Raw genomic sequence first — 13470 nt, 5'->3', positions numbered from 1 at the left:
GCACCTCTCGTCGGGCCGACGCGGCGGCTCGTCGGCTCGACGGGTCGTCGGGTCGTCGGGTCGTCGGAGAGGTGACGGCAGCGATCCGCGAACCGGCGAAAGGACGGCGGATGCGCGTACTGACGTGGAACCTCTGGTGGCGGTTCGGCCCGTGGCAGGAACGGCGCAAGGCCATCCTCACCGTACTGCGCGACCTGCGACCCGATGTCGTCGGACTGCAGGAGGTCTGGGACGACGGAACGGAGAACCTCGCGCACCGGTTGGCGGACGAGCTGGGCATGACCTGCGCGTGGGCAGCGTCGAGAGCGCCGCAGCGCTGGCAGCGCAGGCTCGGCGACCCGACGATCGCCTTCGGCAACGCCGTCCTCAGCCGGTGGCCCGTCCTCGACCAGGAGGTGGCTCAACTGCCCGCCGGGCCGGACGACGACGGCCGGCTCGCCCTGTACACCCGGCTGGGCCACCCCGCCCACCCGGTGCCGTTCTTCACCACCCACCTGACCTCGGACGTCGACGCGTCCGCGGTGCGCTGCGCGCAGGTCGCGGCGCTCGCCCGGTTCGTCGCCGCCCGCCGTACCGGGACGGACTTCCCGCCGGTGATCACCGGGGACTTCAACGCCTGGCCCGACTCGGACGAAGTACGGCTCTTCGGCGGCTACCGCACCGCCCCCGCCGTCCCCGGCCAGGTCTTCCTCGACGCCTGGGAGTACGCGGACCCCGCCCAGCCCTCGGCGACCTGGGACCCGGCCAACCCCTACCTCGCGGGCTACCACGGGCCCGGCGTCCGCATCGACTACATCCACGTCGGCCCGCCGGGACCCGGCGGACTCGGCCACGTGGAGTCCGTCCGGCGCACCGGGGACCGGGCGGTGAACGGTGTCTGGCCGTCCGACCATGCGGCCGTCCTCGCTGAACTGAGCGCCGCGGCAGGCCCGGTCGCGAACTGAGGTACCCAAGAGGCGAGGACCCGGAGCGAGGGGGATCACGAGATTCGGCATCAATCCCGGCCCGGCCTGGACTGGCCTGATGCCGACCTAACGGACAGCTAACGCTCGTCTGGCGGCGGCCCGGAGAGCGAGGCAGCTCACTCTTGGACATCGAGTGGTGCCGGAACGATACGGTGAGCAGGTGGCGTCAACACACAGCAGGTCAACGAGGGGTGCGGCGGCGGAGGCCATCACCTATCGGGCGGCGGAGAGCGAGAGTGACCGGTCCGCCGTCATCAAGGGCGAGTTCACCTCGGACACCGTTTTCGAAGTGGTGCGCTCCGAATACGGGTTCACTCTTCGGCCAGTGCCACTGGACCCGCCGGTACACAAGGTATTCCCCGACGACGAGCCGGAAAGCGACGAGGATCCGGGCGATTCGGGCGACGAGCGCCGGTTCGTCGCACTGGACGGCGATCGCGTGTGCGGCTATGTGGACACCGCGTACGAGCCCTGGAACCGGCGGCTGACCATCGTCGACATCGAGGTGGCCGGGCCGTACCAGGGACGGGGCATCGGCCGCACGCTGATGCACCACGCCGTCGAACGGGCCCGGGAGTGCGGCGCCGGGCACGTATGGCTGGAGGTCACGAACATCAACGGCCCGGCCGTCCGCGCTTACCAGCGGATGGGATTCGGCTTCTGCGGCCTGGACACGACGCTGTACAGCGGCACCGCGTCCGAGGGCGAGACGGCGCTGTACATGAGTCTCCTTCTCGACCCGCCCTCCGACGGGTCCTGGGCCGAGCCAGGTCCGCGTACCGGAAGTCTGACCGGTCTTTCTCCCGGAGCTGCGTGATCGCGTCTGGCATGCGCCAGTTCCCGTCGCGCGCCCCAAGGGCAGAGCCGCCTCACCGGGAGGCGGCCGGACCAGGGGAGCCCCCATGGCACCGACCGCACCCGACTTCGGTCCCCGCATCGACCCGTACGCACCGTACGACCCGCAGCGCGACTGCGACCCCACGGCCAAACCCGGCGTCACCGGCTTCCGTGACCTGGTGCTCGCCGCCTACGCGGGAACCCGGGACCTGGGCATCAGCCGGTCCTGCGGCAGCGGCGGACAGAGTGAACACAAGGAAGGCCGGGCCTGGGACTGGGGCGTCGAGGTCAACGGCCAGGCCCACCTGGCCGACGACTTGATCAACTGGCTGCACGCCACCGACCGGCACGGCAACACCCACGCGCTGGCCCGCCGCTTCGGCATCATGTACATGATTTGGAACCGCCGCATCTGGATGGCGAACCGCCCCGACGCCGGCTGGCAGCCGTACCGAGGCAGTAACCCCCATACCAACCACATCCACTTCAGCTTCTCCTGGCCCGGCGCCCGCAAGGAGACGACCTGGTGGACGGGCGAGGCTCCCCGGGCGACCGGCCGGGTGAGTGTGGGAATCCCGTCGGTGGTGGACACGGGTTCGGGGATGGTGATTTTTGGTGTGGACGCGTCGGGTGGGGTCGTGCATCGGTGGCAGAGCGTTCCTGGGGGTGCGTGGTCGGGCTGGGTGGGGTTGGGGCGTCCGGGGAGTCGGGCGGTGGGGCGGCCGTGGGCTTTGGTGGGGCGTTACGGGAAGTTGGTTGTCTTCGTGCGGGGGGATGGCGGTGTGCTGTGGCATACGTGGCAGTCGGAGGCGGGGGAGTGGGCGCCCGAATGGGTGGCGTTGGGCGGGCGGTTGGCGAGTGACCCGGCGGTGGTGCTGAGTCCGAACGGTGCGTTGTCGGTGTTTGCTCGGGATCCGGGTGGGCGTGTCACTCATACGTGGCAGCGGGGGCCGGAGCAGGGGTATGCGTGGAATGACGGGTGGGTGGACATGGAGGGTTCGGTCCGCGGGCGGCCCGTGGTGTTGGTGGGGAGGAGTGGGGGGATGGTGCTGTTCGCGCGCGGTGCTGATGGCGGGCTGCATCATCGCTGGCAGACGGGTGTCGGGGGGCCGTGGTCGGCGTGGGTGCCGTTGCACGGTCGTCTGGTGAGTGATCCGGCGGTGGTGCTGAGTCCCAACGGTGCGTTGTCGGTGTTCGGCCGCGACCCTGGCGGGCGGGTCACTCATACCTGGCAGCGTGGCCCGGAGCATGGTCATGCGTGGAACGATGGGTGGGTGGACATGGAGGGTTCCGTGCGTGGACGTCCCACGGTTCTTGTCGGCCGGGACGGTGGGATGGTGTTGTTCGCGCGCGGCACGGACGACGGGTTGCATCATCGCTGGCAGACGGGTACGGGCGGCCCGTGGTCCGGCTGGGCGCCGTTGCACGGCCGGCTTGTGAATGATCCGGCCGTCGTTCTCAACCCGCACGGTTCGCTCTCCGTCTTCGGGCGGGGTCCGGACAGCCGTGTCACGCACACCTGGCAACGCGGGCCCGAGCAGGGGCACGCCTGGAACGACACCTGGGTCGACATGGAAGGCAACCTGTCCGATGACCCGCCGGATGCCGAGACCGGGGTTGAGGCCGGGATTGGTTGCCATGCCCGCGCCGAGACCGAGGTCGGCGCCGACTCCGGTACCGTCCCCCTCCCCACCTCGACGTCCGCATAGACGTCGCAGGCTCCGCCGTACGGCCGTCCCGCGCACACGGGGGTGCGGGGCGGCCGTACGGCGGCTTCACAGGTGCCAGCGGACCTCGTCGGCCGGTGCGTAGCGGCACAGTGCGCCGGTCGACACCGATGCCTGTAGGTGGATGGCGAGTTCGGGGTGGTGTGTCGTCAGGCGGCGCAGGCTGTCGCGGATGCGGGCGGTCACGTTCTTGCGGGCGCGGTCGGTCTCGTCGCCCAGTCGGCGGGGGCGCCCGGCGAGTCCGGCGGCGTTGCGGAGTTCGGTGAGGAGGGCTTCCCGCTCGTGGTCGTATGCCGCGGCCGTGCGGTCGTCGCCGCGGGCGGCTGCCCTGTCGATCTCGTCGTCGAGCACTTCCAGGCGTCGCCGGTAACGGGACTTCGCCTCGTCGTCCAGGACCACGTCGCTTCCGAAGGCGGCCGCCGCCGCGGCCATGGGCGCGCTGTCCGGGTACAGCAGGCGTGTGGCCGGGACGTCCTGGCCGGGGCGGCCGAGCAGCGTGTGCAGGTCTGCCAGCCCTTTGGCGTCGGGTACGTGGACGGTGCGGCCTGCGTAACGGAGACGCCATACGGCGCCGTTGCGTACGAACTCCCGCTCGGGCAGGGCAGGTTGAGTGGGCGGTGTGGGGGAGGGGCGGAGGTCGCGGGACTGGTTGGCGATGTGGGGCATGCCCAGTTCGCGGGCTTCGGCCTCGGTGTCGCGGAGCAGCGCGGTGGCCCGGGCCGCGTCGTCGGGGCCCGCGCGGGCGAGCAGGGCACGGGCCAGTTCCGTACGGGCGCGTACCGACCAGGGGCGGCCGTGGAGCCGGTCGGCGGACCGCCGGGCCGCGGTGAGGTCCCGTACTGCCGCTTCCCACTGCTCCTCGGCGGCGTGCAGCAGGCCCGACCACAGTGCTGCCGGGCCGCTGATGTCCCAGCCGAACAGGGAGACCAGCCACTGCCCCCGGTACGGCTCCAACGCGGCGTGCGCCTGGCGGCAGCGCGTCGGGTCCCGGGACGCCGCCGCGCTCTGCGCCAGCAGCCGGACCCGCAGCGGGGCGATGCCGCGCTCCAGCACGCTGTCGCCGGGCGGGCCGTCCCCGGGGCACGGCACCGCTCCGGCGGTCGAGGCGGTGCCCTGCTCCAACGCGGTGATGCCCGCCAGCACGTGGGTGTACAGCGGGTCCCGTCCCGGTGTGGCGTGGTGGGCCCGTTCCGCTTCCGGGAAGCTGCCCTGGAGGAGGGACAGTGCCCAGCGGTGGTGGCCGATGAAGTACTGGTAGTAGTTGGCGTGGGTGCCGCTGAGGGCCAGGGTTCGGGCGAGCAGGTCGTCGGCTTCGGGGAAGCGGCCCATGAACGCGTACACGACGCTGCGGTCGATGACCGAGATCATGCTGGTCCGGGGCAGTCCGCAGGCGTCCGCGCCGGCCACCATGGAGTGGAACTGCCGGAGGAACGCCGGGTCGTCCAGTTCGAGCAGGGCGACCCAGCGCATGGAAGCCGCCAGGTGCTCCATCCAGACATCGGCCCGGCGGCGGGACACCTCCATCAACTCCCCGGCGACGTCGACCCGCTGTGCCGCCGTGCGCGGCTCCCACACCGCGTGCAGGCGCGCCCACAGCCCCAGGTGCAGGGCATCGTCGTCGCCGGCGGCGCGGGCGGCTGCCACGACACGGCGGGCCACCTCCTCCACCGGCCCGCCGCCGGGAGTGCCAGGAGTACCACGAGCACCGGGTCTGTCGTCGGCGGGGCGAGCCCCGGTGACCAGTGCACGATGTGCCTCGCGCAGCGCCCGGGACTTGAGCCCGGTCCCGTCGCCCCGGCCGTCCGCGCTGTGCAGCGTGAGTGCCACGCGGCCCACGAGCACGGCGTCGCCCGTGCCGGACGCCAGTGTGGCGGCGTCCTCGTACACCAGCCAGGAACGCTCGTGCTCGCCGAGGAGCTGGAGTTCGGCACCGAGGTCGAGGGCGAGCAGCACGTGGCGGTGCGGATCGCCGGTCCCGAGCCGTTCCAGCGCGCGCCGGTAGTGCCCTACCGCCTCTTCGCTCGCCAGCCTGCTCACCGCGTGCCGGGCCGCGGCCACCAGGATGTCCACCGCCTCGCCGGCGTCGAGGGCCGGGCCGGCGAAGTAGGCGTGCCGGGCGAGGTCGGTCGGCCGCGCCCGGTCCCCGGCGCAGGCTGTGTCCCGCAGCGCACGTACGGCGGCGGCGTGCAGATGGCGGCGGCGCTCCTCCGCCAGCCCCTCGTACAGGGACTCCCGTACCAGGTCGTGGATGAAGACGTACGCGTCGGCCGCCGACGGCTCCAGCAGCCCGGCCTCGACCGTCTCCCCGAGCAGCCCGGCGGCGAGCGGTTCCGGTATCCCGGCTGTACGGGCCAGGGTTCCCCGCTCGAAGCGGCGGCCCAGCACGGCGGCGGCACCCAGCAGCCGTACGGTGGGCGCGCCGAGCAGCGACAGCCGCCGGTGCACCACGGCACGGACCCCGGGCGCGACGGCGGCCACGGACTGGCCGGCGGACCACAGGCGGGCCGTCTCCTCCACGAAGTACGGGTTGCCGCCGGTGCGTGCGCACACCTCGGCGGCCGTGGCCGCGTCGGGCCGGCTCCCCGCCGTACGGGCCACCAGTTCCTCGACCTGCGGCGGGGTCAGGCCCGTCAAGGCGACGGTGGTGGCTCGCGCCGCCAGCCGGGGCAGCAGCGGCCGCAGGGGGTGATCGGGCCGCTGCACTTCCACGTCGCGGTACGTGCCGATCACGAGCAGCCGCTCGAACCAGGCGTGCTGCGCCGTGAACTCCAGCAGGTGCAGCGACGCGGCGTCCGCCCAGTGCAGATCCTCCAGCACCACGGTCACCGGGCGGCTCCGCGACATGACGGCCAGCAGGGTGGTCACCGCGTCGAACAGCTCGAAGCGCAGCGCGTCGCCGGCGCCCGTGCCCTCGCCCAGCAGTACGGAGAGCGCTCCTCCGGCGGCCGTCGCTGCCGCCTCCCACTCCTCGGCGGCCGCGCCGCGCCGCAGGCCCCGCACCGCCTGTGTCCACGGCCAGAAGCCGGGGGTGCCGTCGGAGTCCCAGCAGGTTCCGTGCACCACCAGCATGTCGCCGTGGTCCCGCGCCTCGTCCACCGCGCTGTGCACCAAGCTCGTCTTGCCGATGCCGGCCTCGCCCGTGACCAGCACCAGCCCGCCGTGACTGGCCCGCGCCCGCTCCAGACGGGATCGCAGCATCCGTACGCTGTGTTCCCGCCCGATCAGCGCGGTCTCCATGGGGCCGTCCTTCCGGGCGCGGGTTCGCGGATCATGGGCGGCGGCTCCTGGCCCGCGGTACATCCGCGTCCGGGCATCCGTGTCCGGACAGCCGGGCGCCGTGCCGCCGTTGCCTTGATAGCCGCAGGCCGGGACGGCGCGCGGCGTTACGGACCGAAGTCACCTTCCCGAGTGCACGGACCCGGGCCTCCGGATTCGCTCACGCAGAGGGCGGCGCGCTTCCCGGCGCACTTCCCGGGCGGATGACGGACTGCCGGAGCACACGGCGGCGCACTGCACGGTGTCGGTCACCTGTCAGGGGAATGTCGGCGGACCGACGGGGACCGACAAAGTCTGTCGGCCCGATGTCCACGCCTTGTCGGCGGGACCCGGCACTCTTCCAGTGATCCTGCCGGGTGCCCATCCGGCAGGCGCACGACACGCAAGGAATCACCATGACCCCTCACGTCACGATCATCGGCGCCGGCCTCGGCGGCCTCACCCTGGCCCGCGTCCTGCACATCCACGGCATCCCGGCCACGGTCTACGAGGCGGAAGCCTCACCGACGGCCCGCGCGCAGGGCGGGATGCTCGACATCCACGACTACAACGGCCAACCGGCCCTCCAGGTCGCGGGCCTGATCGACGCGTTCCGTACTCTCGTCCTGGAAGGCCGCCAGGCGATACGGATCCTCGACCGGGACGGGAGCACCCTGTTCGACAAGGCCGACGACGGCACGGGCGGACGCCCCGAGGTGCAGCGCGGCGAGCTGCGGCAGATCCTGCTCGACTCGCTGCCGGCCGGCACCGTCCGCTGGGGCCACAAGGTCAGCGGCACCCGTGCCCTCGGTGACGGCCGCCACGAGGTGACCTTCGCCGACGGCTCCACCGTCATCACGAGCCTGCTGGTCGGCGCGGACGGCGCCTGGTCACGCGTCCGGCCGCTGCTCTCCGACGCCACCCCCGAGTACACCGGCAGGGCCTTCGTGGAGACCTACCTGTTCGACAGCGACAGCCGGCATCCGGCCACCGCGAAGGCGGTCGGCGGCGGATCACTGTTCGTGCTCGCGCCGGGCAAGGGCATCCAGGCTCACCGGGAGAGGGGCGGCACCCTGCACACCTATGTGGTGCTCACCGAGTCGCTGGACTGGTTCGCCGCCGTCGACTTCACCGACGCCACCGCGGCCGCCGCACGGATCGCGCGGGAATTCGACGGCTGGGCGCCGGAAATCACCGCGCTGATCACCGACGGCGACACCGCACCGACCCTGCGCCCCGTCCACGCCCTGCCGATCGGCCACCGATGGGACCGGGTGCCGGGAGTGACCCTGCTCGGCGACGCCGCCCATCTCTCGGCTCCGAACGGTGAGGGCGCCAACCTGGCCATGTACGACGGCGCCGAACTCGGCAAGGCCCTCGCCGCGCACCCCGACGACGTCGAGACCGCCCTCACCACGTACGAGCAGGCCATGTTCCCCCGCGCCACCGAAGCCGCCACCGAAGGCACCCGACTCCACGAATTCCTCTTCGGCGACGACGCGCCCCACAGCCTCGTCACCGCGTTCATCGAAGACGCGCAGCAGGACTCATGAGCTGCCGGCTGCACGGGGCCCGGCCGGCCCCGGCCGACCCTCCCGCGCCCACGGCCGCAGCTTCTCCGGATTGCGGACCGCCCAGATCCGGGTGACCCGCCCACCGGAGACGTCGAACGCGGCCACCGTCATGACGACGCCGGCCCGCCGGGCCACCAGGCCCGGCACACCGTTGACCGACCGCTCCAGAAGTTCGAGTCCGGGAGCCCGGTCGGCCATGGCGACCAGGTACCGGGCGATGCGCGCCCCGCCCTCGACCGGGCGCAGGACGGCGCCGGCCAGGCCGCCGCCGTCGGCGGTCAGCACGGCGGCCGGGTCGAGAAGGCCGACGAGGGCCGCGATGTCCTTGGCCTCCCACGCCTCTTTGACCTGCCTCGGCACGTCCGCCCGGCCGGTCGCCGAGGACACCGGAGCGCGCGCGTCGCCCACCCGCCGCCGGGCGGATGCCGCCAACTGCTTGCACGCCGCAGGGGTACGGCCGAGAACGCCGGCTATCTCGGCGAACGGATACCGGAAGACGTCGTGCAGGACGAACGCCACCCGCTCGGCGGGCGTCATCGTCTCCAGGACGACGAGGAAGGCCATCGCCACCGACTCGTCCAGCACGATCTGGTCGGCGGGATCCGTGCCGCCGACGGGACCGGGACCGCCCGCCCGGCCCCACTCCGCGCGGTCGGGCAGCGGCTCGGGCAGCCACGCGCCGACATAGCGTTCACGACGGGCCCGCGCCGAGCCGAGCAGGTCCAGACAGATGCGGCTGGTCGTCGTCGTCAGCCAGGCGCCGGGGGACCGGATCTCCGCCCGCCGGCTCCGCGGCAGTCCGTACCAGCGTCCGTAGGCATCCTGTACGGCGTCCTCGGCCTCGGTCACCGAACCCAGCAACCGGTAGGCGACATTGATCAGCTGACGTCGCTCGCCGACCGCCCCGTCCGCGCCGGTTCCGGCCCTACCGACAGTCCCCATGCTCCCGGCCGCCCCCTCGCCTTACCTTTCGCAGGCCCCCGTCGTCGAGTCGGTGAGACCTTATCGGCCTGCTGCCCAGGGACGGAAAAGAGGACCGCGACATGACCACTCGGGCGACGACGACGGAGACGGCGGCAACGGAGACGGCAACGGCGGCGAACCCACCGCGCCGCTTCTCGTTCCTGCGGATCGCGATAGCCCTCCAGACCCTGACCGTCTTCCTTCAGGCGATCTCCGCCGGACTGCTGCTGACCTCGCCCTTCGGAGCGACACTGCACAGTGTCGGAGCCCGTGTGATGTACGGGGCGTCGATGCTCCACGTCCTCGCGGCGGTGCTGGCATGGAAGCCGGGCGGCGGCCCGGCCCGACCGGTTTGGCACGCGTCAGGGTTTCTCGTACTCGCCTCGGCCCAGGTCGTGCTCGGCGTCGCGCATGTCCCGTCGGTCCATCTCCCGCTGGGTGTCCTGATGTTCGGCCTGAGTGTGCTGGCGCTGGCCCGGCGCTGATGTCCGGCCCGGGCGTGCCGGTCCTGGCCCGGCGCTGAAGTCCCGTCGCCGGGGCCCGGTGAAGCCCGTCGCCGCGACTCGACCTCTGGAGTCAGGCCGTCGCCGCTCGATCGCCGCGGTCCGGCCGCAGGAGCTGCCGGATGTCGCGTACGGCCGCGCGTCCGGCGCGGTTGGCGCCGATGGTGCTGGCGGAGGGGCCGTAGCCGACGAGGTGGACACGGGGGTCCCGTACGGCGCGGGTTCCGTCCAGGCGGATGCCACCGCCGGGCTCGCGCAGTCGGAGAGGCGCCAGGTGGTCGACGGCGGCGCGGAAGCCGGTGGCGTACAGCACGGTGTCCGCCTCGACGGTGCGGCCGTCCGACCAGACCGCGCCGGTCCTGGTGAGGCGGTCGAACAGCGGCAGCCGTTCCAAGACGCCGCGTTCGCGTGCCTGTCGCACAGCGTCGGTCATCGGCAGTCCCGTCACGGACACCACGCTCTGCGGCGGGAGGCCCGCCCGGACCCGTTCCTCGACCCGAGCGACGGCCGCCCGGCCCTGCTGTTCGTCGAACGGGCCCGTGCGGAAGACCGGTGGGCGGCGGGTCACCCAGGTGATCCCGGCGGCGGCCCCGGCGATCTCCAGCAGGTGCTGGACGGCCGAGGTGCCGCCGCCGACGACGATCACGTGCCGCCCTGCGAAGTCCTGCGGCCCGCGGTACGAGGAGCTGTGCAGTTGGCGGCCGCGGAAGACGTCCTGACCGGGGAAGCGCGGCCAGAAGGGCCGGTCCCAGGTGCCGGTCGCGTTGACCAGAGCCCGGGTGGCGTACGTCCCTTCCGAGGTGTCCAGCAGGAGCCGGCCGCCCGCGCCGTTGCGTACCGTCCGCACGTCCACCGGCCGGTGCACCCGCAGCCCGAAGGTCCGCTCGTACGTGTCGAAGTACGCGCCGATCACCTCGGAGGACGGCCGGTCCGGGTCGGCGCCGGCCAGCTCCATACCGGGCAGCGCGTGCATCCCGTGGACCTTCCCGTACGTCAGGGTGGGCCAGCGGAACTGCCACGCGCCGCCCGGCCGCGGCGCGTGGTCCAGTACGACGAAGTCCCGGTCCGGCTCGTATCCCACCCGCCGCAGGTGGAAGGCGGCGGCCAGGCCGGCCTGGCCGGCACCGGCCACGACGACCTCGGTCTCCCGCACCCCGATGTTGTTCATGTTTCTACCAACCAGGGTGGGGGCGAAAATCTTCCTCAGGGCCTCAGGGCCTCAGGGCACAGAGGCGCGGCGACTCAGGGCCGCGGCGACTCACCGTCCGCCCGCGACCAGCAGCGGTGCGGCGCCCGACGCGGAGGCCGGGCGCCCGCCGGACGCCGGGACCCCGGGCCGGGGAGGGACACCGTCGGGCAGCAGCCCCCGGGCGGCCAGCTCTGGCCGTACCCCCTCGCCGAACCAGTACGCCTCCTCCAGGTGCGGGTAACCGGACAGCACGAAGTGCTCGATCCCGAGGGCGTGGTACTCCTCGATCCGGTCGGCCACCTCCGTATGGCTGCCCACCAGCGCCGTTCCCGCCCCGCCGCGCACCAGGCCCACCCCGGCCCAGAGGTTCGGGGAGATCTCCAGCCTGTCGCGCGAGCCGCCGTGCAGGGCCAGCATCCGCTGCTGGCCCACCGACTCGCTCTTGCCCAGCGCCTGCTGTGCGGCGGCCACGGTGTCCGCGTCCAGGTCGCCCAGCAGCCGGTCCGCCGTGTCCCACGCCTCCTTCGCCGAGTCGCGCGAGACGGTGTGCAGTCGGATGCCGAAACGGACCGTACGGCCCTCCCGCGCGGCGAGCCCCGAAATCCAGTCGATCTTCTGCTTGACCTGCTCGGGCGGCTCGCCCCAGGTGAGGTACACATCGACGTTGCGGGCGGCGACCGGCCCGGCGGCCGCCGACGAACCGCCGAAGAAGATCTCCGGGAGCGGGTCCGGCGGCAGCGCGGTCAGACCGCCCTCCACCTGATAGTGCGCCCCGTGGAAGTCGAACGGGGCGCCACCCCACACACCCCGTACCACCTGCAAGAACTCGTCCGTACGGGCATAGCGCCGGTCGTGGTCCAGCGCGTCACCGAACCGCCGCTGCTCGGTGGAGTCCCCGCCGGTCACCACGTTCAGCAGCAGCCGGCCTCCGGAGATCCGCTGGTACGTGGCGGCCATCTGCGCCGCCAGCACCGGCGAGATCACCCCGGGCCGGAACGCCACCAGGAACTTCAGCCGGTCGGTGACCTGGGTGAGCGCGGTGGTGGTCAGCCAGGCGTCCTCGCACCACGTTCCCGTCGGTGTGAGGACCGCCTCGAAGCCCAACTGCTCGGCGGCCTTGGCGACCTGCGCCAGGTAGTCGATGTCGGGTGCCCGTACGCCGCTGACCGGGGTGATGCGGTCGCGCCGGACGCCGCCGTCGGTGTACGCGTGCCGGTCGACGAGGGTGCGCCCGTCGCCGCCGGTCGGCAGGAACCAATGAAGATGCACGGTCACGGTGTTAACCGGCCTTTCCTGAAGGGCTGTCGGTGTGTGGGGGGCTGCCGGCGCCTGGGGAGCTGCCGGTGCCCTGGGAGCCGTAGGTACGCGGCGCCGTGCTCGAAGGCGGCAGGCCGCCGTTGAAACGGGTGTCGACGAAGGAGGAGAAGTCGACGCGGCCGGGGATCAGCCGGAGCGCGGCGAAGGTGTCGGCGATCTGCTGCTCGGACGCGACGGCCGACCGGTCGAGGGCCACCGTCACCGCCGTACCCCGCGTCCGTCTGACCGCCGCCAGCGCCACGTCCCGGGGCAGGCCGGTCTCCGCGGCCCACGCCTTCGCCCAGGCGTCCGGGTGCCGGTGGACCCAGTCCTGTGCCCGCCGCAGCCGGCCGACGTAGTCCTTGAGCGCCGCCGACTTCTCCGGGTCGTCCAGGGCGGCGGGCGCGGCGACCTGGAAGCTGAGACCGTTGACGACGCCTTCGCCGGTGGTCAGGATCCGCGCGTCGGTCTGGTCGAGAGCCTGCGAGGTGTACGGGTCCCACACCGCCCAGGCGTCCACCCGGCCGCGGCTGAACGCGGCCAGCGCGTCGGCCGGCTGGAGATGGTTGAGGGTCACGTCCTGCGGCGTCAGCCCGGCCTTCTTCAGGGAGGCCACGAGCTGGTAGTGCGCGGAACTGCCCTGCGCCACCGCGATGGACCTGCCCTTCAGCTGCGCGGGCCGGGTGAGCGGTGAGTCCTTCTTCACCAGTACTGTCTCACCCGCGGACGAGCCGTGCGTCGCCGCGATCACCTTGAACTTCGAGTTCGCCGCCGCGGCGAAGACGGGCGGCGTGTTGCCGACCCCGCCGACGTCCACCGCGCCGGCGTTGACCGCCTCCAGCAGGGGCGGACCGGAGGTGAAGGTCGACCACTGGATCCGATAGGGCAGGTCCTTGAGTTCCCCGGCCGCCCGCAGAACGGCCTCCGAACCGCCCTTCTGGTCGCCGACGTGGAGGGTCACCGCCCCCTTGCCGTCCGTCCCGCCACGGGCCCCGCCGCTCCCCGAACCGTTCGCCCGGGACGCCCCACCGCACGCGGCGAGCGTCAGGAGGAGGGGAAGCAGGAGGGCGGGGAGCAGCAGGGTGGTGCGCGCATGCTTGCGAGTTCCGTTCCGTCGCTCCACGTCCTCTGCCTCTGCCACTGCCATTGCCACCTGCGATC

The 13470-nt window shown here is 72.7% G+C and carries 10 protein-coding genes; 5 read left to right on the top strand and 5 right to left on the bottom strand.

Going from position 1 to position 13470, the window contains the following annotated elements; translation table 11 throughout:
* Positions 1 to 110 precede the first annotated feature (110 nt).
* From ACZ4QV_RS12425 to ACZ4QV_RS12415, 3 genes are all read left to right on the top strand, one after another.
* The gene (locus ACZ4QV_RS12425) at positions 111 to 944 is read left to right on the top strand and encodes an endonuclease/exonuclease/phosphatase family protein (RefSeq protein WP_361147701.1); all 834 of its coding nucleotides are present in this window, start codon (positions 111 to 113) and stop codon (positions 942 to 944) included.
* 181 nt (positions 945 to 1125) lie between these two features.
* Positions 1126 to 1782, top strand: coding sequence for a GNAT family N-acetyltransferase (locus ACZ4QV_RS12420; protein WP_361590415.1), 657 nt, complete (start codon positions 1126 to 1128; stop codon positions 1780 to 1782).
* 85 nt (positions 1783 to 1867) lie between these two features.
* Entirely contained in the window at positions 1868 to 3511 is a 1644-nt protein-coding gene (locus ACZ4QV_RS12415; protein WP_361880297.1) for a PLL family lectin, read from the top strand.
* 66 nt (positions 3512 to 3577) lie between these two features.
* Here the strand turns inward: ACZ4QV_RS12415 and ACZ4QV_RS12410 are convergent, their stop codons facing one another.
* Positions 3578 to 6766, bottom strand: coding sequence for an ATP-binding protein (locus ACZ4QV_RS12410; protein ID WP_467762859.1), 3189 nt, complete (start codon positions 6764 to 6766; stop codon positions 3578 to 3580).
* A 434-nt stretch (positions 6767 to 7200) separates the two neighbouring features.
* Here ACZ4QV_RS12410 and ACZ4QV_RS12405 point away from each other — a divergent pair, with 434 nt between their 5' ends.
* The gene (locus tag ACZ4QV_RS12405) at positions 7201 to 8337 is read left to right on the top strand and encodes an FAD-dependent oxidoreductase (protein WP_467762858.1); all 1137 of its coding nucleotides are present in this window, start codon (positions 7201 to 7203) and stop codon (positions 8335 to 8337) included.
* On the opposite strand, the gene sigJ is transcribed toward ACZ4QV_RS12405, so the two are convergent.
* Complete coding sequence (gene sigJ / locus ACZ4QV_RS12400) at positions 8332 to 9300, bottom strand: RNA polymerase sigma factor SigJ (protein WP_361147692.1); 969 nt, start codon at positions 9298 to 9300, stop codon at positions 8332 to 8334. The two genes, ACZ4QV_RS12405 and sigJ, sit on opposite strands and share 6 nt — an antisense overlap.
* A gap of 101 nt (positions 9301 to 9401) precedes the next feature.
* Between sigJ and ACZ4QV_RS12395 the strand changes: the two genes are divergently transcribed.
* Positions 9402 to 9806: a hypothetical protein gene (locus tag ACZ4QV_RS12395; RefSeq protein ID WP_361147690.1), complete on the top strand. Its 405-nt coding sequence runs from the start codon at positions 9402 to 9404 to the stop codon at positions 9804 to 9806.
* A 91-nt stretch (positions 9807 to 9897) separates the two neighbouring features.
* Here ACZ4QV_RS12395 and ACZ4QV_RS12390 read toward each other — a convergent pair whose 3' ends face one another.
* The 3 genes from ACZ4QV_RS12390 to ACZ4QV_RS12380 all read right to left on the bottom strand — a co-directional run bounded on the left by ACZ4QV_RS12390 (position 9898) and on the right by ACZ4QV_RS12380 (position 13390).
* Positions 9898 to 10992 carry an NAD(P)-binding domain-containing protein gene (locus tag ACZ4QV_RS12390; RefSeq protein WP_467762857.1) on the bottom strand — a complete coding sequence of 365 codons (1095 nt, stop codon included), beginning with the start codon at positions 10990 to 10992 and terminating at the stop codon, positions 9898 to 9900.
* Between the two features lie 90 nt (positions 10993 to 11082).
* Positions 11083 to 12288 (bottom strand): LLM class flavin-dependent oxidoreductase, encoded by a 1206-nt coding sequence (locus ACZ4QV_RS12385; protein WP_361147686.1) that lies wholly within the window; start codon positions 12286 to 12288, stop codon positions 11083 to 11085.
* A 4-nt stretch (positions 12289 to 12292) separates the two neighbouring features.
* Positions 12293 to 13390, bottom strand: a complete 1098-nt coding sequence (locus tag ACZ4QV_RS12380; protein ID WP_467762917.1) for an ABC transporter substrate-binding protein — start codon at positions 13388 to 13390, stop codon at positions 12293 to 12295.
* Positions 13391 to 13470 lie beyond the last annotated feature (80 nt).

It is taken from the genome of Streptomyces sp. NPDC026394, from assembly GCF_055567735.1.
Note: the sequence above shows the minus strand (reverse complement) of the source record. Positions and strands in the feature narration are given on the sequence as shown.